Genomic DNA, 22,554 nt, shown 5'->3' with positions numbered 1-22,554 from the left:
TTCCTGACTATGATGCTTCATCCCTGCTCATATTTTCTTACGAGTCCCGTTAAAAATGTATCGCATCTGGAATGAATACAGATATCTGCCTGTGTATCGGAAAAATGTTCCTTTGCCTTTACTAAAATGACTTTCTTCCCTTTATAATACTGCAGAAGCTGCTGGCACATAGAGGCATGTATGGGTGCTCCCAATACCAGTACCACATCCGCCTTTTCCATCTTGAATGCCGCCTTTGTCATCACCTCATTATCCACCATCTCTCCATACAGGATGATCTTTGGACGGATCGATACCAGGCAGTTTTCACATAAAGGAACACCTTTTGCATTTTTTATATATTCCACCGAATAACTTCTGCCGCATTTCGGACATATATTTTCATAGACTGTGCCATGCAGATTGATAACATCTGTGCAGCCCGCACGGTCTGCCAAGCCAAAGATACGCTTTGTAATGATCGTCTGTATCAATCCATAGTCCTGCAGTTTTTTTAAACTTTGGTAGCCTTTTCCCGGCAGCTCCTCTGCAATTTTTAGTATCTCTTCTTTATAAAATCGAAAGAAAAAGTCTTTTCTTGTTTCATAAAAAGCACTACTTATGATTTCCTCCGGACAATATCCGTATTTCTGTTCCAAGTCATAAGAGGCAAAGCCGTCTCGCAATGCCGGATACCCGTTTTCCAAAATCATTTCCACGCCCAGCAATACGACAGTATACTCACTGTTTTTCAGAATCTGAAGTATGTTTCTCTCCTTCATATCCTATCCTCCCCTGTTCTCCATTGAAAAAACACCACTAAATTGCTTCCAGACAACAGGAAATATCACTTTCCTCTTCTTACTTCTTATTATAGAACATATAAAGAGATAGTTCAACAAACAAAAAACCTGTTTTTGATACCTTATCGTGCAAAGCACGCCCGCCTGTAAGGCATGTGTTACGGGGTACCCGAACGGGTATACCTTATCGTGCATAGCACGCCTGCCTGTAAGGCATGTGTTACGGGGTACCCGGACGGGTATACCTTTTTTCTCTCTTTCCCACTATTTTAAACAATGTATCCACGATAAAAATCGCTAGCGCGATCACACCTGCAATCTCCAGAGTCTGCATCAGATAATACCCGCTTCTTTCACTGTTGTTTTGGATCAGATAATATGCTGTACGATACATGCCTGCTCCCGGAACTGTCGGAAGTATGCCCGCTGTCAGAAATACAGTAACCGGCTCTTTAAAAATCCTAGCAAACAAATGTGCCAGGAAAGCGATCGACAGCGCCGATAAAAAAGAGGATAGGACTACACCTAATCCACACTTTGTCCCTATCAGGTATACGAAACCTCCCACTGCTCCTACCGCACCGGCATGGATCAGATAATTTGGGGGAGTTTCTAGTAATATAGCAAACGCTGCGACAGAAAAGAAACACCCTGCTACACCTATCATCAGACTCATCCTGCCATTCCACCCCCTATCAGCAATCTGGCAAGCCACATGCCCGCGCCTGCTCCGATCGCAATTCCTGCCGCTGTCAAAAATGCCTCCAGCACACGTGCATTGCCGGACATATAATCTCCCTGTACGATATCTCTGACAGCATTTGTGATCGCTACGCCCGGAACTAACGGCATGATCGCACTGATGATCACAACATCTATATTTACTCCTGTCATTTTTATTCCTAAAAGGAATACCGCCATTACAACAACAAAAGAAGAAACCACATCAGAGATCAATCCATTTACTTTCCACTTCTTTGCAGCAGTAATAATAAGAGCCAACAACGCGCCTGCCAACGCCGAAAGAAGCATCTCCGGCATCTGCCCGCCGAACAACGGAGCAAACCCCGCCGGTATGATGACTGTAGCCAGATTATAATGCCATATTTTATATTTCTTCTTCTGAATACTTCCCAGGCCTTCATAGGCCTCCAAAAGCGTCATTTCTCCTGCGCAGTATTTCCTTGAGATCGCATTCACCTGCATGATCCTGTTTAAATTTGTACCGGAAGCCTTTACTCTATGCATCATGGTGACAGGTTCTATATCCGGATCATCGATCGTAGCCAAAATCCCGGTACGGAACACAAGCGCCTCGGCTGTCTGCGTCCCGGCTGTCTGTAAGATACGGTTCATCGTATCTTCTACTCTGTATGTCTCGGCCCCGCTTAACAGCATCAGCTCTCCCGCCAAAACTGCCGTCCGGATAACAAGCTTATAGTCCATCGACACATCACTCCTTGTTCAGATTAGAACGAACTTTCTACTGTCACATCATAACATAAAAACGCGTCCCGGTAAACGTCCTTCATCCCTTCTGGCACGACAATTGTGATTCCTGCTCCATTCTCCTCCCCAAATATAAATTTCCCTATTTCTGTCACGCCGCATACTCTCATGTCAATCTTTGAAATCCGCGTATGACAAAAAGAATACGCCGCAAAGCTTGTCACTGTTTCCGGAACAATATAAATCTCTGTCCTGCCGCTTGGAAAAGCGATCAGGCACCGCCCATCAGCGGTAAACAACACTCCATCCATACTTGTGTAGCTTCCGTGATCCGGTGCGGTTTCGATCCATTCCATCTCACGAAGTCCGAGAAATGCTCCTGCTTCAATGTTAGTGATATTTGATGGAATATACATTTCAATGGCACCTCCGGGAGCATCCATAAATGCACCTTTACGTATCCCTGTCACATGCTCTGTCGGAAGATCTAAAAGATACCCGTCATAGAGAACATCCGCTCCCGGCTCTATTCCACAGATCATACCGGTCTCATCCACCAGAAAACCGTTTACAGATGGAATCTTCTCTATATTTTCTCCATTATCCGGTTCTTCTGTATCCGTATCTTTTTGAGGAATATCCGGGACTGCAACTTCTTCCTTTTCGTGATCCGGTATTGTCACTACTGTTTCTGGCGCCGCAGGTTCTTCACTTTCAGGAAAATATGCAGAAAAATATACATTCTCTTCCGGTTCATTTTCCACAGTCTTCGGCACAGCCCTTACCGCAGCTTCCGCTGTTTCTCCGCCCATATCTCTGCCTATTTCTCCGACTCCTTCCACTGCCGCTGTCTCCATGATCCCATACAGATCTTTACACACTCCTTTTTCTGTATGTATAGCCACATCTTTGCCGTCAGATTCTGTTTTTGTCTTTCCCATCCCTGTATATCGGGGAAAACATTCTGCAAAATCATATGCAGCTGCAGCGAGGAAAAGCATAAACGATAAAATGCATATGCTTTCCACCAACCGGACATATATCCCCTTTAAATTCCATCTGTTATAAAACTTTTCACAATCTTCCATATTTCTCACCTATACCTTTCTTATGCTGAAACACCAAATACCAAATTAGCATAAGAAAAAGGAATGCTGCAATCTTTTGCAACATTCCTTTGCATAAATTTTTCTGATGAGGAATACGAAAGTATCGTTTGTGTCTATATCGTGATCTCTGCTTTCAATCCAAGTTCTTCTTCATTTGCTTTGAGCAAAGGCCCTATGACATTTTTCAAATATGCTTCCACCTGTTCCTGAGCACGTCCCACATATTTAGAAGGATCCATCGTCTCTTTTAATTCCTCCAACGTCATATTAAACGCCGGGTCTTTGGCGATCAATTCAAGGAGATTATTGTCTTCTCCTTTTTCCTTTACATTGCGTCCTGCTTCCATGGAAAGCTCGCGGATCTTTTCATGCAGCTCCTGTCTGTCTCCACCTGCCTTTACCGCATCCATCATGATATTTTCTGTTGCCATAAACGGCAGTTCTGCCATCAGACGTTTTTCGATCACTTTTGGATATACGACAAGCCCATCTACAACATTCATACACAGATCCAATATACCATCTATGGCAAGGAAGCCCTCCGGCACACTCAGACGTTTATTTGCCGAATCGTCCAATGTCCTCTCAAACCACTGTGTCGCAGAAGTGATCGCCGGATTCAGCGCATCGATCATAACATAACGTGAAAGAGAAGCGATCCGCTCACTGCGCATGGGATTTCTCTTATATGCCATTGCCGAAGAACCTATCTGTGTCTTCTCAAATGGTTCCTCGATTTCTTTTAAGTGCTGCAAAAGACGGATATCATTAGAAAATTTATGCGCGCTTGCCGCGATTCCTGCCAGTACGTTCAGCACTCTTGTATCTACTTTTCTGGAATACGTCTGCCCAGATACCGGATAGCAGGCTTTGAATCCCATCTTTTCCGCAATCATCGGGTCAATCTTATCGATCGTCTCTTGATCACCGTCAAATAGCTCCAGAAAACTTGCCTGCGTTCCCGTTGTCCCTTTGGAACCCAATAATTTCAGGCTTCCAAGTACATAGTCCAGATCTTCTAGATCCATCTCAAATTCCTGTAGCCAAAGTGTAGCCCTTTTTCCTACTGTTGTAGGCTGTGCCGGCTGAAAATGTGTAAAAGCAAGCGTAGGCTGCGCTTTCTGCTCCTCTGCGAACTTTGCCAGCTCTGCTATCACATTCAGCAGCTTTTTTCTCACCAATTTCAGCGCTTCCGACATGATGATCATATCTGTATTATCTCCTACATAGCAGGACGTTGCGCCTAAATGGATGATTCCCTTTGCCTTTGGGCATTGTACACCGTAAGCGTATACATGCGACATCACATCATGGCGGACAACCTTTTCCCGTTCTTTTGCCACATCATAATTGATATCCTCTGCATGCGCCTTCAATTCCTCGATCTGTTCCTCTGTGATATTTAACCCCAGCTCTTTCTCTGTCTCTGCCAGAGCGATCCACAGTCTTCTCCATGTTTTAAATTTCTTATCCGGAGAAAAAATATACTGCATCTGCCTGCTGGCATACCGTTCAGACAGAGGGCTTACATAACGTTCATTACTCATATATACCTCCACTATCTGATGCCGATCCGTTTGAATACTTCCTGATACGCATCCTCTACATTCCCCATATCTCTGCGGAAACGGTCTTTGTCCAATTTCTCATGTGTCTCTTTGTCCCACAGGCGGCAGGTATCCGGAGAAATTTCATCTGCCAGGATAATCTCTCCATGGTATCTTCCGAACTCGATCTTAAAGTCGATCAGCTCAATGCCTGCCTCGTCGAAAAACTTCTTTAATACATCATTCACCTTAAATGTATACTCGGTGATCTTATCGATTTCCTCTCTTGTTGCTGCTCCGATCGCGATCGCAAAATAGTCGTTGATCATCGGATCTCCGAGATCATCATCTTTATAGCTGAATTCCAGGGTAGGTGCCAACAATTTTTTCCCTTCTTCTATGCCAAGTCTCTTTGAAAAACTTCCGGCAGCCACATTTCTCACGATCACTTCCAGAGGCACGATTTCCACTTTCTTGACCGCAGTCTCCCGATCGCTCAATTCTTCTACATAGTGTGTCGGAACGCCTTCTTTTTCTAATACCTGGAAAATATAGTTTGTCATACGGTTATTGATGACCCCTTTTCCTACGATCGTCCCCTTCTTCTCGCCGTTAAACGCAGTTGCATCATCTTTATAGTCCACAATAACAATATCCGGATCTTCTGTAGAAAATACTTTCTTTGCCTTTCCTTCGTAAAGCTGTTCTAATTTCTTCATACGTTCACACCTGTCCCTTTCTTTTTTTCAATAAGGTTCAACACTGGGAAAAGCTCTGTCAAAACACAGACATTCCCACCGCATTTCTGATTATAATATAAGGCAGAGGGAAAATCAATATTCCCTCCGCCTTGCAGCGCCTGTATCTCATTATTTATTTTTTCGCAATTTAATAAGTTTTACTTATATACCGTACCTCATTTATTCATCTTTCTGATGTCAATTTTCCAAGGAATTCCTGTACCCTCACATTTTCCGAGCCAAACACTTCCTCCGGCTTTCCTTCCTGGACGATCACACCTTTATCCATGAAAATAATATGATCCGCTACTTTCTTCGCAAAATTCATCTCATGTGTAACGATCACCATTGTCATATGTTCTGCCGCCAGATCTTTGATTACTTTCAGGATTTCCCCTGTCAGTTCCGGATCCAAAGCAGAAGTCGGTTCATCGAAAAATAAAATATCCGGATGCATCATCAGCGCCCTGGCAATAGATACCCTCTGCTGCTGTCCGCCGGATAACTGATACGGATAGGCGTCTTCCTTATCAGAAAGTCCCATTTTTTTCAATAATTTCCTTGCTTCTTCATATACATCTTCTTTGCTTCGCTTCTGCACTTTGAGCGGCGCATCGGTAATATTTTTGAGTACAGAAAAATGCGGAAATAGATTAAAATTCTGAAATACCAACCCAAAATAGGACTGGATCTTCTTTTGTTCTTCTTTCCTTGGAAATACAGGCTTTCCGTTTTCCACCCAGGCAGCCTTGTTTCCCAGATAATAGATTTCTCCGCCGTCGATCGTCTCCAGCATGGTAGCGCACCGCAGAAGTGTGGACTTACCGGAACCGGACGGTCCAATGATCGCAAGTATCTCCCCTTTTTCTACAGAAAGTGAGATATCTTGTATGACCTGCACGCCATTAAAAGATTTCTTTATATGATTCATTTCCAGAAGTTTCATTCCATCTTCCTCCTATCGGTAGTAATTGAGGCGTTTCTCAAACAACTCCATCATTCCTGCGACCACATAATTGAATATATAGTAGAATACACCTGCAATAAAAAATGGAAGTACTGTCGTCTGTGCCGCCGCGATCTGTTTTGCTACAGCGAACATTTCCACATAGGAAAGAGCGTATACAAGCGACGTATCTTTTACGAGCGTGATCACTTCATTTGTCACAGACGGCAGCACGATCTTGACCACCTGCGGCAGTACGATCTTAAAAAATGTCTGTTGTCTGGAATATCCCAACAGTGCTGCGGCTTCATACTGTCCCTGGGGTATCGACTCAATCCCCGACCGGTAGATCTCTGCAAAATACGCGGCATAATTCAAAGAACAACCTATGATGATCGCAGTCAGCTTATACCCCCCTATATTCATCCCCCATAGGTAAAAAGGAGCAAAATACCAAACTAAAAGCTGAAGCATAAGAGGCGTTCCCCTCATGATCGATATATAGATCTTAACCAGCCAGCTGACTGGTTTCAGCCTGCATACCCTTCCAAAGTATACAACCATTCCCAACGGCAGGGAAAACACCAGCGTCAGAAAAAAAATCAGGCAGGTCTGCCCAAAACCTTTTGTCAATTGCAGTAACATTATCTCAAAACTCATGCATCTTCCTCCCAGACACAAGTATGCCCCCGGAATTTTCCGGGGGTATTCTTCATATTCTCAGTGCAGATTTATTTATTCCGCTTTCAGCGTCACCATATCAGCAATCTCATATTTTTCCGCCAATTCGGCAACTGTCCCATCATTTGCAAGTTTCTGAAGATCTGCATTTACTTTCTCACACAATTCTTCATTTCCCTTTTTAAATCCAATGGCATACTGTTCCTTATTCAAGGTTTCATCCAGTATTTTATATCCTTCCCCACGGGAATTGATCTGATATTTTGCCACTCCGATGTCAATCGCCAGCGCCTCCAAGGCCCGTGCCTGCAGTTCTGTAAAAGCAGTATTATAATCTGCGAACTCATTTAAAGAAGCAAATGTATCTGCCAACTCTTTTTGATCGCCATTCAATACATCCAACGCTGCGGAAGCCGCCTGCACACCGACTTGTTTTCCTGCTAGATCCTCCAGACTTTCAATTCCGGAATCTTCCGCCACTACGATGACCTGACTGTTATCTACATAAGGAACAGAGAATGTATAATCGTCCTCTCTTCCGTTCATGGTAAAGCCATTCCAGATACAGTCAATAGAGCCTGAATTCAGCTCCATATCCTTGGAATCCCAGTTAATTGGTTTCTTTTCTAATTTCCAGCCTTCCATATCGCAGACTGCCTGCGCAAGTTCCAGGTCAAACCCTGTGTATTCGCCATTATCATCCATATACCCATATGGTGGATACTCTGCATCAAAACCAACGACAAAAGTATCGTCATCATTGGCAGAAGAATCTGCCGAACTTTCTGTTTTTTTGTCTTCTTTCTTGTCTGCTTTGTCATCCGTTGTGCCGCCGCACCCCGCTGCCGCAAGTGAAACAGTCAATGCCGCCGCAAGTACAAAAGCCATTTTCTTCTTCATCCTACATCTCCTCCTTGCCGTGGCACTTTATCATATTAGTAATTGATTACTTTACCACGCTAAAATACATGGATATAATATCATATTTCTGCCTTTCTGTCAAACGCTTTATCATGTATGACTTCTTCTATGCCGACGCTTCCATTTCTCGATCCATTCACTCCCCGGCTCCTTTGGCACTTTCTGCATGATCTCTTCCATTTCTCTGCGCATCTGCGCATTGACTTCCACATATTCTTCATGTTTCGTCAACAAAATGTGATACTCCTCCAAAGACATATATTTATAAGAAGCATAGAGATACGGCTTTAACAGCGCCTGATCTGCGCATATCTGATAGGCTCTGTCATACATCTTCGCAGACTCCTGATATAAAAACAGGCGCCCGTAAGCCGCGCCCAGACACGCATAAATCTTTCCATAAAATTTTGTATCTACCGTCTCGTCTTTCTCGGCATTTAAAATAGCCTGATAAACAAGGATGGCCTCCTCTATCTCTCCACTTTCTAACAGGTTGTCCCCTTTATATTTCTGCCGCTCAATATCCTTTTGATTTTTCAAATGTTCCAAAACATTCTGGATCCGGATCATCTCCGGTTCACGGTAAATCTTTGAAGCTTTCAGGATAGTAAGGACAAACTTTTCCACTGAGCCTTTCAGACGGATCACATCTTTAAGCTGTTCAGCCAGCTCCTGCATTTCCAGTTCTTCTTCCAGCCACCTCAAGAGCTGCATGTTCATGATCGTATAATCGATCAAGTATAGATTATTGCACAGATAATAGCACAATTCTTCCAGTGTAAAAATCTTACAGTGGATCCGCGTGATTTCATATGGGTGAGTCGCATGTTTATCATGACAAAGAATTAAACTTCCCATCATTTCCTCCTAAATGTATGATTTTTTCTTCCTGGAAATCTGTCGGCGGGAAAAATTCTCCAAAACCGGCATCCCGCACCGTGATCTTGCAGGTTTTCTCGTCCAGAAACAATGTCTCGATCTGCAGACGCATAGAATATTCCGCTCGTTTTGGGAAGCTTTTCAATGAAATCTTCTCTGTCTTTAAACTTCCTTGGATCAGAGAATCTATATGAAACTCAATATCTTCCACATCTTCCAAAAGCACTTCCCATTGATTATTAGACTCGTACCAATGCGCCCCCCAGGAAACAATCGGATACCACATTTCCTGGCCGTCTACTCTCATATTTACCGTTATCTGATCTGTCAGTTTATCCTCTGACAAATAAACGGGATTCTCTATATGCATAAATAATTTTCTATAGGCGGTATAGCACGCCCCTTTGCTGTAAAGATTATTTCCTATAAACGCGCGCCTGCCATTGCACAAGACCCGCAGAGCCTTTGGATACCAGTTGTTTTCAAAACCTTCACCGGTCAAAAAGACAGAAGATACGATACGCTTGTCAAATACGCTTTCTATAAAACGACAGAACATCAGATCTGCTTCCTTTGCCTTGTCTTCATTGAGCACCGGATATACAGCCGCCAGCTCTTTCATATGCGCACTTGCCACCTCGTCTACTGTCACAAAAGTCGTCTTTCCGCCGCCTAATCCCGGTTTCAGACGCCTGAGCATATATGCCTTGATCTCATTCCGGTCGCAGCAAAACAGCGCGGCATCATACTGCCACAACTCTTTAGGCTGGTAGAACAGATAATTGCAAAAACTTTCTTTGTAATCCTGGATAAAAATATGCCGTTTGTCTATATTCATACGCACCGCAATGCCCCGGAGCATCTGTGCCAGTTCTTCTGTCAGCACCGGAACACTGAATACGATCCCGTCGATCTGTGGAAACTCTTTTAAAGACATCTGGATAAATTGAGATAAGAGCCACACGGCATCATAGGACTCTTCACCAAATTCAATCTTGTCTCCGGCAAGACTTTTATCCAACAAGCGGGTCACTGTAAATCCTTCCTTAATAGTAACCAGCCTTTTAGCTTCTTTTCCATATGCCCACGTATCTCTCAATTTTCCAATGATTAAGGGAATCTGATAGTTGTCCGTGTCTACTTCCAATGTATCCGGTTCTAGTTCTTCTTCATTATAGAAACTGATCTGGCATGTCTTTTCGTTAATCTCATACCCGATAATACTGCCCTGTCCCATAGGCAAACTGCCTCCTTAATACTGTACAAACATGTGCGCCGCGATCGCGCTTTCCACCGCATATGCACGCATCATCTTTTGTTTTTTTTCTTTGTCTTCCTCCAGCAAGATATCATTGAGCTTTCCATATCGCCCGCTCTCGCCCTTTTCTATCCTTCGCCCACAGCTTGCTTTATTGCTGCGGTAAGAATTCCCATCTATAGTTTCTTTAAAATAATATTTTAATTTTTCATGAGCGAACAGTACAAACTTTTTGACATACAGATTTTCATACATAGGCGTAAGCACCTCTGTAGAGTAATCGGCAGGTTCACTTCCTCCTTTTTGAAGCTGATAATACAGCATGACCCTGCTTCCTTTCTGCCCCTTGTATTCTATCAATGTCTTATCCCATAACTGCAGCTCGATGAGCCAGTCCTTCTCGTATGTAAGGAAAAACGGAAAATATATTTGTTTTCCGCACAACTCCTGTAAAAATTTTTTCAATGTTTTACGTGTCTGCGAACTATATTCCTTCTGGGCATAATACTTCAGCACTGCAATCTTACATATGTCAATGGTATCTTCGCCTTTTTCATATTCCCGGCATATAATGTCAATGACACTTTTCCCTATCTTACGTTCTTCCACAACATATTCTCTGGATACATAGGCAAGATATGCCTGCTGCAGCCTGAAATATGCCCCTTCCGCATAGTACTCCTCAAAAACAGCTACTTCTTGGAATACTTCCTCGGAAAATAACATCTGCGTTAAGATCCGTTCAGCCAGCTTATGCGTATGTACCTCATATTCTCTGGCCTCTCTCCAAAGCCACTTCATATCTGGAGTAGCCCCGCAGTAATAATTGGCAAGATAGGTCAGTATCACTTTATCATACTGCCCTTTTTTAAATAATTCAAAACAAATATACGTCAGGAAATCATCCGATTCATAGTTGCTCTCCCGGATCGTCTTGCTGCACAGGCTGAAAACTTCTTCCTCTGTATAACTTTCCATGCCATGTATTCGCACTGCTTCAAGAGTCAGTTCCTCCTCTTCTTCCTCCTCCTTGCTTCTTCTCAATCCGTTGATGAATTTCCTGCACATGTCCATATATCTAAGTTCATAGAACAGACGTTTGCTGTCATAAGGTATAGAGTCTGTATAATGTCTTCCATCCTTGCCTTCCCAGACAAGCCTATCTGTCTTGGCATACAAGAATACTTGCGTGCCATGATCTGTATATGGAACTTTCTGCGTAACCGTCCCATCCTCCGCTATCACATGGATAAATTTCATATTCGGTACTTTTGTCGTGATCTCATACGCATGGCAAATATCATACAACGCTTTTACACGTTCCGGATTCATAGAACGTTCCACGATAAAACGTTTATAAATAACTCTGAGCAGTTCATCAACATGCCGACGGTCTAACTGATTCCATGCAAAAGCTTCCATTTCATCCCTGTAATGCGCATAAATCTCACTTCCTTCATCCTCATACGTGATCAGATTCGCGTACAAAAAGGAACATTTATGATAATCCAAGTTATTCCCATGCATAAAATATAGATACACAGACCTTGGAAGGGGTTTATTGAAATATTGCGGATCAACTGCCGCCATATAATATTCATAGAGCTGCGCGATCTTTAATTCTGCCTCTACTGCCTTTTCATACCATTTAAAATACATGCTCTCCATGCGGCTCCCTTTGATCAGCAGTGTACAGATCGCAGTCAATATCATAGATTCTTCATACATTTCATAAGACAAGACCAACGTGTCATACAGATGTCTGTCAAAAGTTTTCAGCTGACTAGCAAGGTTTGCGGTATAAAGCGCCAACTCTTTTGTCATCAGCTTATGCTTAGCCGCAAAGAGCAATACCCGCACTTCAAACATTCCCAGCTTTTTCAGAGAGGTGCTCTTATCCCTAAAGCATTTGAACGCTTCCATATAAAACCAGATACTGTGTGACTTTTCTTCGTAGAACTGCTTTTCCAACGCCCGCAGTCTCTCACTGTAGATCTTGTACTCCGAATCTACATTTACAAGCATACATAAAATCTTCCAACTCTCTGGATGCTTCATAAATGATTTAGATAATTCTTCCGCTACCCTTCTCTGCCCGATGCTGTCATTACTCAAAAGAGTTGTCAGATACAGATAATAGGAGCTCATCTCCGCATCTTTGCCAATGGCAAAACGATTATAATTATAAGACTCCAAGAGCCACTTTGCTTCCTCCGGCATCCCGCCAAGAAGACAGATATGTGCATGTACCAGCAGATATACCTCTTTTTTACTGTCTACATCACGCAGATGTTCGATCCGCTTCAGCGCTTCTTTTGTCCAGGTATTTATATCCATTTTCCCAGCTTCATAACTTAGATAACTTTTCACGATCCCGGCAAATTCCTGGTCTGCTGCTCTGTGTTCTTCATCCCGCTTAACATTTTTTTCTACCACGATCTCATAGCAGAGCGTCTCGTACGCAGTTTCCAGCACGATCTGTCCAAAATTACTTCCGTCATGCAGATTTTCCAGTGTGATAAAATACTCCAAACGATAAGAATTTCCAATAAATTCTTCTGTCGTAATGCGTGTATGTTCTACAGAAAGAAAGTCCCCTTCTGTCTTGACATCGATTTCCTGGTACCCCCACGTATTCTTCTTGATCGTAAAGGTCTCTTTTCTTGCTTCCTCCAGGGAAATAAACGCACGGCTTTCTTCCTCTAAAGTCAAGAAGATTTTCTCTTTTTGTTTACACCCGACGAGAAATTCCTCCAGCGCATGCTGATTCAATTCCCATTTGCGCATATTGTCATACAATGCCTGTATCCGCTTGTCCTCATACTTCAATATCTCATAAAAATCTCTGGAGCGGAACAATTTTTCTGCCTCTGCCGGATCCCTAAAAGCTAACTTTTTAAAGTCTTCCAGACTCTGTACTTTACCGTAACGCGTCATAACAAAAGGTTTTTCAATGATCGCAGTAAACGCAATATCAAATTCCCCACCATTGCAGACGATCGTAAATTTCCCGTGCTCAACATGTCCTGGTACCAGACCTGTCCCGTCATATGTATAATAGATATTTACTGGATTCCCGTCAAAACCCTGCTCGTCACAGTGTACACGAAAAGAAGAGGGATATACAAGCCCTCTGATCGTTCCTTCTCCTTCATTTTGTAAGGAAAAGCTTCCTCTATATTCTTCCCCTTCCCCGACGCGCATGATAATACGTGTCTCCGGAAATATGATCTCCGGCTGTGGAATATGAAAATCTCCCTTTGCAAATCGTTTGATTTTATTCTTCAAGTCAGTCACCTACTCATATTTCTTCTATTGACATGGCACAGCGTCAGAACACTGACGCTGACATACTACAGTAAATTATAGCATTATTATAGTATATCTTGCAATGCTAGAATAGAAGATTTTCTTTTCGGATTGTATACATGTATTACGCCCTCAATATCATTGCAATAAAGTTAAGATCTTCTCTCCCGTCATTTTTTATTCCGTGCCCATGTCCACTCTCACAGAAAAAGACGTCCCCCGGTTCCGCTTTATATGCTTTTCCGTCATCCTCGTACATTCCTGTACCTGAAAGGATATAGTAAGTTTCCGTCTCCTCATAGTGTTCATGATGTCCTAGTTCACATCCAGGTTTTACGGTTATCCGGGAAAACATTTTACAATGTTTTCCCAGCTGCCCCATATCCAGCAGGGCTTCTTTCATGATAAATCCAGCTCCTCCATTTACCCGTTCCACTGTCTCGATTTTTCTCTCTCCTGCCTTCGTCATCTGTCCTCCTCCTTACACTATCCTTGATCTTCTGTACATAGGGCAGTACCTCATACATACAGCGCTTATAGAAAGAAACTGCCTTTTTCTTTCTACTCGTCTTTTTTCCCTTCCAGCGTCTGCTGTATGATGCTCCTCATCACATCTTCTGAAAGTTGCCCCTGCGCATAGCCGAAAATTTCTCCTTTTTTATCTATCATAAAGGTCGTCGGATACGCCGTAATGCCATAACGCGAAAAGACTCCGCCATCTACATCCATCACTACCGGATACGTATATCCATTCTCTTTCATAAACTGTATGATCCCTGCTTCATCCGTCTCATTTCCATATTCCGGTGCCGCGATTCCAAGGATCACTACTTCCTCATCTTCCCCTGTATATTCCTCATACAGTTTTTGAATATCCGGCATTTCTGCTCTGCAGGGCGGACACCAGGTCGCCCAGAAATTCAAAAATACAACTTTTCCTTTATAGTCTGAAAGCGTATGCTCTTCCCCATACTGATCTTTCAATGTAAAATCATGCTCCGCTTTTTTCTCCTGCCCATCTGCTTTCTGTTCCGCCTGTCTGTCTTCTTTCTCTGCAGTTTCTTCCTCCTTTTCAGAGACCGCCTGCGGTGTTTTTGCCCCGGAAAGATATCCCGTCACCGCATTCATTTTCCCGGTGAACATCATCAGTCCCATCAAGATCATCAAGACACCTCCGGCCTTCACCGTATAGCGCACCACATTTCCATGTTTTTTGAAAAAGGCCAGCACTTTTGCCGTAAACAATCCGACAGCAAGAAACGGCAGTACAAAACCAGCCGTATATACACCGATCAAAAGAAAGCCTGCTGCCTGTGTCTGTGCGCTTCCCGCCATCACAAGAACACTTGCCAGAGCCGGGCCTACGCAGGGGGTCCACGCAAAACTGAAAGTGAAGCCAAATAAAAGCGCCGTAAACGGAGACATGGTCAACTTTTCTAGATGGATCGGAAGACGATGTTCATTTCCCAATACTTTCGATTTTCCGAAAACACCGAGTTGATAGAAACCAAACAAGACGATCAAGATTCCTCCTGCTTTTGCAAACACCATCTGGTATTTATGAAGAAAGCTGCCCGCCGCCGAAACGCCGGCTCCCATCAGAAAGAATGCCGCGCTGATCCCCAGGACAAAGCAGACCGTGTTGAGCAATAATTTTCCTCTGTGTTTCGAAAAATCACTTTCCCCCTGGATCCCTCCGGAAAGATACCCCAGATATAAAGGGACCAGCGGAAGCACGCAGGGAGAGAAAAAACTCAAAAGTCCCTGTAAAAACACGGTAATTGCAGGAACACTTGCCTCTAATTCAAATCCCATTTTTTACCTCCTCATCTTCTATTTTCATGCCTGTTACTTTACCGGCTTAGAGTGTCCCTATTATACCATGCTTTTTCCTATCTTACAATTTTATAATACTCTCTGGATGTCACTGCAAATACGATTGCGTAGAACACGACAAACACCAATATTGTCACACCTGTACACGCGGCAAACAGCGGCACGTTGGTAAGATACATGATTTCCAGAAGTTTAGCCATAAGTTTAAACGCAACGGCCAGATGCAGTACTGCGCCTGCTAAAGGCAGAAAGAATACGGTCATGACCTGGCTTTTTATAGAGCGCACGACTTCCCGCTTATCCATGCCGACTTTCTGCATGATCTGATATCGTTCCCGGTCACTGTACCCCTCTGATATTTGTTTATAATAGATGATCAGTACCGTTGCCATCAAAAACAGCGCTCCTACAAAGATGCCCAAAAACAAAAAACCTCCGTCGATCTGAAGAAAATCTTCTTTATGCTCCTGCCGTATCTCCGCAGCTGCACTTTCCCCGATTTCTTCTGAAAGCCTATCTTCCATATTTTTCATTGCATTGCGCATCGCCTCTTTTTCCCCGATCAGATCAAATTCGATCGTATAGCTTAAACCATTTGCCCCTTCCAATCCATAGGTTCGCACCAGATTTTCTATTTGTGCTTCATCCGACATGACCACATAAATGGTTTTGATCACCGAAGACAATGTGCTGTTTTTCACTGCGGTTTTTGTATTTTTTGCTTTGACTTCATATGTTTTGCCGTCCAGTTTAAGCGTATCTGCTGTATATGCCTTAGGACCCGATACGAAAACAAGCGCCTGCTCCTTTGAAAGTTTTTCGTTCTTGCCTTGCAGGGCGTTATAATCGGCGACTGTAAGCATCAGCAAGCAATAGTAATCTTCTGCCACATTAGAAATCTCCCCTTCCACTTTTGTCATATCTACTTCTATCGTATCCTTGCCGTCAAACATGCATGCAAGACTTCCCGACGTATATTCTGCCAGATTTTTTATCTTAACATTTTCCGACTCTGCTTCTTCTTTTACAATCTGATCCGCCTTCTCCTTCATCCCTTCTTCCGGCATATAGAGCTCTGTTTTAAAATCGGTCGGATACCGTGTAGACACAATATCGTCTATTCCTACATACAGCGATACTGTCATAGAGATCAGAACCAGTACGATCGTACTCATGATACAGATATTTGCAAGTCCCACGGCATTTTGCTTCATACGGTAGATCATACCGGAAACAGAGATAAAATGCCGTGTCTTATAATAATATTTTTTCTTCTTTTTTAATATTTTTAAAAGAGCGATACTCCCTGTCATAAACAAACAGTATGTCCCTATGATGACTAATATGACCGCTATAAAAAACTGGAAAATAGCCACCAGTGGGTCTTCTGTCGCAAGAGCAATATAGTATCCACCCGCCAGAGTCATAATTCCAATGAGCACGAACAACCACTTTGTTTTTGGTTCCTTCTCTCCCGTATTTTCGCCTTTGAGTAAATCGACCGGCTTTACGCGGCCTACCTGAAATAGATTCGTAAGAAGCGTTGCCGCGAAAATCCCTAAGAACAGAAGCGCTCCCTGCAAAAGTGCTGCGGGTTCAACCGAATAGCGCAGCGGTACCGGAAATTGTACCATCTTTAAAAGAAGCAAAAACATCAGTCTGCCAAACAGCATCCCCATCGAAAGCCCCGCTGTCAAACTCACAACTATCGTGATCAGCGTCTCGCAGACCTCCATCTTTATCAGATTTCGTTTGTCCATCCCCAGTACCTGATATACGCCAAATTCCTTTTTCCTTTGTTTAATGAGGAAACTATTCGTATAAAACAGAAAAACAGCGGCAAAAATCCCGGTTACCCAAACCGCGTATTTTAAGATCACCTTGAGGCTTTCACTTCCATTCATCTGATCCAGCCCGGAGTTTCTGGCCACAGCACTCAGACAATAAAACATCATGATCGTGATGATGCATGTCAAAAGATATGGAATATAGGTCTTATGATTTTTCTTTAAATTTGTAAATGCAAGCTTAAAATAAAATGCTATACTCACTTTAACTCACCCCCTGTTGACAGGACGGTAAGCGCAGCCGTGATCTTCTGATACATTTCTTCATTCGTCTGGCATCCTCTGTAGATTTGATGGAAAACCTGCCCGTCTTTGATAAACAACACTCTTTTTGCGTTGCTTGCCGCTTTTACACTATGTGTAACCATCAAGATCGTCTGTCCATTCTGATTGATCTGAGTAAATAACTGCAAAAGTTCATCTGAAGATCGTGAATCCAAGGCTCCTGTCGGCTCGTCTGCCAAAATCAGCTGCGGTTTTATGATAAGCGCTCTTGCAACTGCCGCTCTCTGCTTTTGTCCTCCCGATACCTCATAGGGATATTTCTTTAGAATATCCATGATCCCCAGTTGTTTTGCGATCGGCAGAAGACGTTTATGCATTTCTTCATATTTCTTACCGGCCAGGACTAACGGAAGATAAATATTGTCTTCCAGCGAAAATGTATCCAGCAGGTTAAATTCCTGAAATACAAACCCCAGATTCTGTCTGCGAAACGCCGCCATCTCCCGATCTTTTACCTGACTGAGATCCCTTTCCTTTAAATAAACTCTCCCACTGGTCGGTTTATCTAATGCTGCCAGAATATTAAGCAGTGTCGTTTTTCCCGAACCGCTCTCCCCCATGATCGCCACATACTCCTGTGGTTCCACAGAAAAGCTGACATCTTTTAAAGCCTGGACTTTATTTCCTCCAAATCTTGTTGTATAAATCTTCTTTACATTTTTTACCTCTAATAGTGCCATGGTATACCGCCTTTCTTCATTTTCTTCTCAAGGATCCGGATGTAAGACACGCTGCATACTGCCGGATCTTCTTACATTATAAAGAAATACGCTTTTGTCCTGCCATAGCCTTCCCTTACAATCTCCATACCAATCCTTACATTTTTGTCATATTGGACAAAATTTTTTATTCTTCACAGTGTAGTTCCCTGCGCGACAGACCTATTTTCACTTTGGTCCCTTTTCCCTGGACAGAATAAATGCGGATTGTATGATTTAATTTTTCACAGACCGATTTACATAAATACAATCCGATTCCTGTAGATTTCTTATCCTGCCTTCCATTATATCCGGTAAAACCTTTTTCGAATACACGTGGAAGGTCCTCAGCGCTGATCCCGATCCCTGTATCTTCTATTACAAGCACACCGCCTTCTTTTATATTCTGTACTTCTGTCTCCTGCGTACTTTTCTGTACACAGCGATCTTCAGATTCCAAACCTTCCTCTGGTTCTGTATAGATGGAGATAGAACCCTTTTTTGTGTATTTTAGAGCATTGGATAAAATCTGTTCCAGCACAAATACCATCCACTTTTCATCAGTAAGCACCATCCGGCTGCACTCTGTATAATTTAATTTTATCTTTTTTAAGATAAACATTTGTGAATATTTACGCACCGCCTGCTTTACCAGTGTATCTGTTCTATACCAATAGAGCAGCATATCAGAAGAAATATCTTCCATTCGCAAATAGGTAAGGACCATTTCCACATATTGTTCTGTCTTAAACAATTCTACTTTTAATTCTTTTACTGCCTCTTTCCTTTGCGCTCTATCGTTTTCTTCCATGGTTTGGAGTAGCAGATTCATTGCAGAAATGGGTGTTTTGATCTGATGTACCCACAGTCCATAATACTCCTGCATCTCCTGACGCCCGATGCGCATTTCAGATTCCAGCCTGTTCTTTTCTTCATATAGTTCCATCATTCTTTCCTGGTACGTCTCTTCTATCGTATCATCAGCCTTGGGAAAATCTCCCATTTCGTCCGGCATTCCTTTTACCGCTTGAAACAATTTTCCATAATGCCTCCTGTAACGGATAACCCCCGCTGTCTCTGCCAAGACACAAAAAAAGCTTCCCAACAAGACCATATAGCCTAACGCGTCCTGCCTGATATTATATAAATACAGGACCAGATAAATCAGCCCCAAAAAACCAAAATAAAACAAGAGCCTTTTCCAGCATTTTTTTACATACGCTATACTTGTCTTTTTCATTCTATCAGATACCCGATTCCTTTCTTTGTCTTAATAAATTCATATAAACCGATTTCTTCTAATTTTCGACGTATCCTTGTCACATTGACAGTCAGCGTGTTGTCATCGATAAAGGTGTCGCTTTCCCACAGCCGCTGCATCAATTCTTCCCTTTCTACGATCTTCCCGGCGTTTTCCATAAGCACCTTCAAAATTTTAAAATCATTTTTTGTCAACTCTATCTTTTCTTCTTGATACGTCAGTGTAGCGTCACTTAGATTTAAAAAAGCGCCTCCCCTCTCCAGAAGATTCGCCTGCCCTTGGAAGGAGTACGCTCTGCGGAGTATTGCCTGGATCTTCGCTGTCAATACATTTAGATCAAAAGGCTTTTCGATAAAATCATCGCCCCCCATATTCATTGCCATGACAATATTCATATTATCACTGGCAGAAGAAAGAAAAAGGATCGGGACACTAGAATTTTTTCTTATTTCTGTACACCAATGGTATCCGTTATAAAAAGGGAGCAAAATATCCATCAAAACCAACTCTGGTCCGAAAGAGACAAATTCTTCCATCACATTATGAAAATCCCGTACAGTACATACGGTATAATCCCACTTTTCCAAGTGCCTTTTCAAACTCTGTGCAATTGTCCTGTCGTCTTCTACTATTAAGATCTTATACATATGCGCCTCCTGTTTTTTCGCTCTATGAGCAACCGTGTGAAATCTGTTTTTCATTATACTCTATCTCATGAGTATTCAACAAGATGTACTTTTTAATTTATTTTCCACATACCTCTTGACTTTATATATTATACTTTATATAATATATTTAAATTTAATATATATTTTTTCTTTATATATATTAAAAAATCATATAGAAAGGACCGGTGTACTATGACATTTACTCCAAACGCACCTATGCTGGATTTTCTCGTCTTATCTGTCATTGCCGAAGGAGACACGTATGGGTATCAGATAAGCCAGATCATCAAACGGGTTTCCAATACAAAGGATTCTACGCTCTACCCGATTTTAAAAAGGCTTCAGGAAAATCAATTGGTAGAAGCTTATGACATGCAGTATCAGGGACGAAACCGTAAGTATTATTCTATTACAGACAATGGCCGCAGACAGCAGCAAGCTCTTATAAAAGAATGGGAAACATACAAAGCGATCATAGACGACATCATAAAGGGAGGGATTACAAATGACTAAAAAAGAGTATATGAGACAACTGGCAGGAAAACTACGCCGTCTTCCAAAAGAGGATTATGACAAGGCGCTTGCATATTTTGATGAATATTTTGAAGAAGCCGGTCCTGAAAATGAACAGCAGGCGATCACAGATCTAGGTTCTCCTGAAGAAGCTGCCAAAGAGCTTATCATGCAGCTTGCTGGACAAAATAGTAAAGAACCGCCAAAGACAATGAAAAAGGGGATTTCTGCTGTCTGGGTAGGTATCCTGGGCGTATGCGCCGCACCTATCGCGCTGCCGCTCGCACTTGCCATTATCATCGTGGCAGTGGCTTTGCTCATCACTGTATTTGCTGTTCTGCTTTCTCTCATTTTTTCCGCAGTGGCTGTTGCGGCAGGCGGAATACTGAGCATATTAGGCGGAGTGATCCTCTTGTTCCGCACATTTCCTGACGGACTGTGCAATTTAGGGATAGGAATCTTTGCTCTTGGCGCAGGGATCCTCTGCATATATGGCACTATTTTCCTGACTACATGGTTTCTGAGAAAGATGACTTGTTCACTCGGAAAAATCACAAAAGGAGGACGTAAAAAATGAAAAAAACAACCAAACGCATGCTGCTTCTCTCCTGTTCCTTAATGGCTGCCGGACTTCTTTTCACAGGTATCGGTTTTGCAATCGGAGGGCTCCCCGGTATTTCCTGGTCTAAAAAAGGAATCGCTTCCGCGTCATCTCAAACGGAATACAGACAGGAAAAAGAAAAAACACAGCCTTTTAAAAATATAAAGATCGACATAGATTCTATGGCGGATGTCTGCCTTCTTCCTTCAGATGATCAAAATTTTTATGTGGAATATGTATTAGACGGAGACTACAATACACCTTCCTGTGAAGTAAAAAATAATACGCTATATCTGGGCCAGGACGGTACTTCTCTTTCTTTTAGCTTTGATTTTAATTGGCAGGCAACACAGACAGACGCTTACTGCAATGTATATATTCCCAAAGATGTCCCACTTGGAACTCTAGATATTTACAATGATGCGGGCAATCTTACCATTTCCTCTGTCTCCGCCGATACAGCGTCTATGTCTCTTGACTTTGGAGACTTAACAATGAAAGATTCCTCCTTTAAAGATCTGACTCTGGAAATGGATAGCGGAGATATTTCCGCAAAATCTGTCCATGCGGAGGTTCTTTCTCTGGCAAATAACTTCGGAGATTCTACACTGAAAGATTTCTCAGGTAAGGAAGCCTCTGTATACATAGACTCCGGAGATTTCCTAATGGAAGCGGCCGCATTAGATTCCTTTACCGGAGAAAATGATTTCGGAGACATCGAGCTTCTGCTCGCCGAACCACTTGACAGCTACTCCTTTGACCTGGCCGCCGACTTTGGAAATATCCTGCTTCCAGAAAATGCCGCAAAGGGATATTACTCTAAAGAGGAAGATGGAGAAGACTACTATAAGACTGAAGGAAAAGCAGATAAAGCAATCCATATCACAGTAGACTCCGGAGATATAGAAATCAAGACTTTATAGATTTAAGGAAGCAACAAGCAGTGCGAAAAGAACAGCTCACACCCTGTGTCATGCTTGCATGTAAACAGGGTGTGAGCTGTTCCTTTTCATTCGGCGATAGCCGATAGCGAAATGAAGCGTAAGCGGAATTGAGCTGACACTGCGGAAGTATCCAAAAGAAATAGGAAGTCAAACGACAAAAGGGCGCATGAAATGTGTATTTTACATCGCTCGTCAGGGTTGCACCGAAATTCCTCGCTCACGCAAAACATACCTTATCGTGCATAGCACGCCTGCCTGAAAGGCATGTGTTGCGGTATGC

21 protein-coding genes are annotated in these 22,554 nt (G+C 42.7%); 3 read left to right on the top strand and 18 right to left on the bottom strand.

Features of this window, described 5'->3' with window-relative positions; all coding sequences use genetic code 11:
- Window positions 1-17 precede the first annotated feature (17 nt).
- The 18 genes from BN3282_RS11025 to BN3282_RS10940 all read right to left on the bottom strand — a co-directional run bounded on the left by BN3282_RS11025 (window position 18) and on the right by BN3282_RS10940 (window position 20,195).
- Window positions 18-761 carry an SIR2 family NAD-dependent protein deacylase gene (locus BN3282_RS11025; RefSeq protein WP_059069162.1) on the bottom strand — a complete coding sequence of 248 codons (744 nt, stop codon included), beginning with the start codon at window positions 759-761 and terminating at the stop codon, window positions 18-20.
- Between the two features lie 241 nt (window positions 762-1,002).
- Window positions 1,003-1,458 carry a threonine/serine exporter family protein gene (locus BN3282_RS11020; protein ID WP_059069159.1) on the bottom strand — a complete coding sequence of 152 codons (456 nt, stop codon included), beginning with the start codon at window positions 1,456-1,458 and terminating at the stop codon, window positions 1,003-1,005.
- Window positions 1,455-2,228 carry a threonine/serine exporter family protein gene (locus BN3282_RS11015; protein ID WP_059069157.1) on the bottom strand — a complete coding sequence of 258 codons (774 nt, stop codon included), beginning with the start codon at window positions 2,226-2,228 and terminating at the stop codon, window positions 1,455-1,457. The genes BN3282_RS11020 and BN3282_RS11015 overlap by 4 nt, the downstream gene beginning before the upstream one ends.
- A 23-nt stretch (window positions 2,229-2,251) precedes the next feature.
- Complete coding sequence (locus BN3282_RS11010) at window positions 2,252-3,319, bottom strand: leucine-rich repeat protein (protein WP_059069155.1); 1,068 nt, start codon at window positions 3,317-3,319, stop codon at window positions 2,252-2,254.
- A 134-nt stretch (window positions 3,320-3,453) separates the two neighbouring features.
- On the bottom strand, window positions 3,454-4,887 hold the full coding sequence (purB, locus tag BN3282_RS11005; protein ID WP_059069153.1) for an adenylosuccinate lyase: 1,434 nt from the start codon (window positions 4,885-4,887) through the stop codon (window positions 3,454-3,456).
- An 11-nt stretch (window positions 4,888-4,898) separates the two neighbouring features.
- Complete coding sequence (gene purC, locus BN3282_RS11000) at window positions 4,899-5,606, bottom strand: phosphoribosylaminoimidazolesuccinocarboxamide synthase (RefSeq protein WP_059069151.1); 708 nt, start codon at window positions 5,604-5,606, stop codon at window positions 4,899-4,901.
- A 205-nt stretch (window positions 5,607-5,811) separates the two neighbouring features.
- Window positions 5,812-6,573, bottom strand: coding sequence for an amino acid ABC transporter ATP-binding protein (locus tag BN3282_RS10995; RefSeq protein WP_059069149.1), 762 nt, complete (start codon window positions 6,571-6,573; stop codon window positions 5,812-5,814).
- Window positions 6,574-6,585: 12 nt separating this feature from the next.
- Window positions 6,586-7,233 (bottom strand): amino acid ABC transporter permease, encoded by a 648-nt coding sequence (locus tag BN3282_RS10990; RefSeq protein WP_059069147.1) that lies wholly within the window; start codon window positions 7,231-7,233, stop codon window positions 6,586-6,588.
- A 75-nt stretch (window positions 7,234-7,308) separates the two neighbouring features.
- Window positions 7,309-8,154 carry an amino acid ABC transporter substrate-binding protein gene (locus tag BN3282_RS10985; protein ID WP_059069145.1) on the bottom strand — a complete coding sequence of 282 codons (846 nt, stop codon included), beginning with the start codon at window positions 8,152-8,154 and terminating at the stop codon, window positions 7,309-7,311.
- Window positions 8,155-8,265: 111 nt separating this feature from the next.
- Entirely contained in the window at window positions 8,266-9,033 is a 768-nt protein-coding gene (locus tag BN3282_RS10980) for a hypothetical protein (protein WP_059069143.1), read from the bottom strand.
- Entirely contained in the window at window positions 9,008-10,291 is a 1,284-nt protein-coding gene (locus BN3282_RS10975) for a DUF5716 family protein (RefSeq protein ID WP_059069141.1), read from the bottom strand. Before BN3282_RS10975 ends, BN3282_RS10980 begins: the two co-directional genes overlap by 26 nt.
- A gap of 15 nt (window positions 10,292-10,306) precedes the next feature.
- The gene (locus tag BN3282_RS10970; RefSeq protein WP_059069139.1) at window positions 10,307-13,600 is read right to left on the bottom strand and encodes a DUF5717 family protein; all 3,294 of its coding nucleotides are present in this window, start codon (window positions 13,598-13,600) and stop codon (window positions 10,307-10,309) included.
- Window positions 13,601-13,745: 145 nt separating this feature from the next.
- Window positions 13,746-14,090 (bottom strand): cupin domain-containing protein, encoded by a 345-nt coding sequence (locus tag BN3282_RS10965; protein ID WP_059069138.1) that lies wholly within the window; start codon window positions 14,088-14,090, stop codon window positions 13,746-13,748.
- A gap of 92 nt (window positions 14,091-14,182) precedes the next feature.
- Window positions 14,183-15,436 carry a cytochrome c biogenesis protein/redoxin gene (locus BN3282_RS10960; protein ID WP_059069136.1) on the bottom strand — a complete coding sequence of 418 codons (1,254 nt, stop codon included), beginning with the start codon at window positions 15,434-15,436 and terminating at the stop codon, window positions 14,183-14,185.
- 77 nt (window positions 15,437-15,513) lie between these two features.
- Window positions 15,514-17,508, bottom strand: a complete 1,995-nt coding sequence (locus BN3282_RS10955; RefSeq protein WP_059069134.1) for an ABC transporter permease — start codon at window positions 17,506-17,508, stop codon at window positions 15,514-15,516.
- Window positions 17,505-18,269 (bottom strand): ABC transporter ATP-binding protein, encoded by a 765-nt coding sequence (locus tag BN3282_RS10950; protein ID WP_059069133.1) that lies wholly within the window; start codon window positions 18,267-18,269, stop codon window positions 17,505-17,507. Before BN3282_RS10950 ends, BN3282_RS10955 begins: the two co-directional genes overlap by 4 nt.
- Before the next feature lie 166 nt (window positions 18,270-18,435).
- The gene (locus tag BN3282_RS10945) at window positions 18,436-19,527 is read right to left on the bottom strand and encodes a sensor histidine kinase (protein ID WP_059069131.1); all 1,092 of its coding nucleotides are present in this window, start codon (window positions 19,525-19,527) and stop codon (window positions 18,436-18,438) included.
- Window positions 19,524-20,195: a response regulator transcription factor gene (locus BN3282_RS10940; RefSeq protein ID WP_059069129.1), complete on the bottom strand. Its 672-nt coding sequence runs from the start codon at window positions 20,193-20,195 to the stop codon at window positions 19,524-19,526. Before BN3282_RS10940 ends, BN3282_RS10945 begins: the two co-directional genes overlap by 4 nt.
- A gap of 213 nt (window positions 20,196-20,408) precedes the next feature.
- Between BN3282_RS10940 and BN3282_RS10935 the strand changes: the two genes are divergently transcribed.
- The 3 genes from BN3282_RS10935 to BN3282_RS10925 are packed head-to-tail and all read left to right on the top strand — an operon-like array spanning window position 20,409 to window position 22,253.
- The gene (locus BN3282_RS10935; protein ID WP_059069127.1) at window positions 20,409-20,729 is read left to right on the top strand and encodes a PadR family transcriptional regulator; all 321 of its coding nucleotides are present in this window, start codon (window positions 20,409-20,411) and stop codon (window positions 20,727-20,729) included.
- Window positions 20,722-21,306: a DUF1700 domain-containing protein gene (locus BN3282_RS10930; protein WP_059069125.1), complete on the top strand. Its 585-nt coding sequence runs from the start codon at window positions 20,722-20,724 to the stop codon at window positions 21,304-21,306. Before BN3282_RS10935 ends, BN3282_RS10930 begins: the two co-directional genes overlap by 8 nt.
- Window positions 21,303-22,253 carry a DUF4097 family beta strand repeat-containing protein gene (locus BN3282_RS10925; protein ID WP_059069124.1) on the top strand — a complete coding sequence of 317 codons (951 nt, stop codon included), beginning with the start codon at window positions 21,303-21,305 and terminating at the stop codon, window positions 22,251-22,253. Before BN3282_RS10930 ends, BN3282_RS10925 begins: the two co-directional genes overlap by 4 nt.
- Window positions 22,254-22,554: the final 301 nt, after the last annotated feature.

The sequence above is a fragment of the Mediterraneibacter massiliensis genome, from assembly GCF_001487105.1.
GTDB classification, from domain to species: domain Bacteria; phylum Bacillota; class Clostridia; order Lachnospirales; family Lachnospiraceae; genus Mediterraneibacter; species Mediterraneibacter massiliensis.
This window is presented reverse-complemented; position numbering and strand designations above follow the sequence as displayed.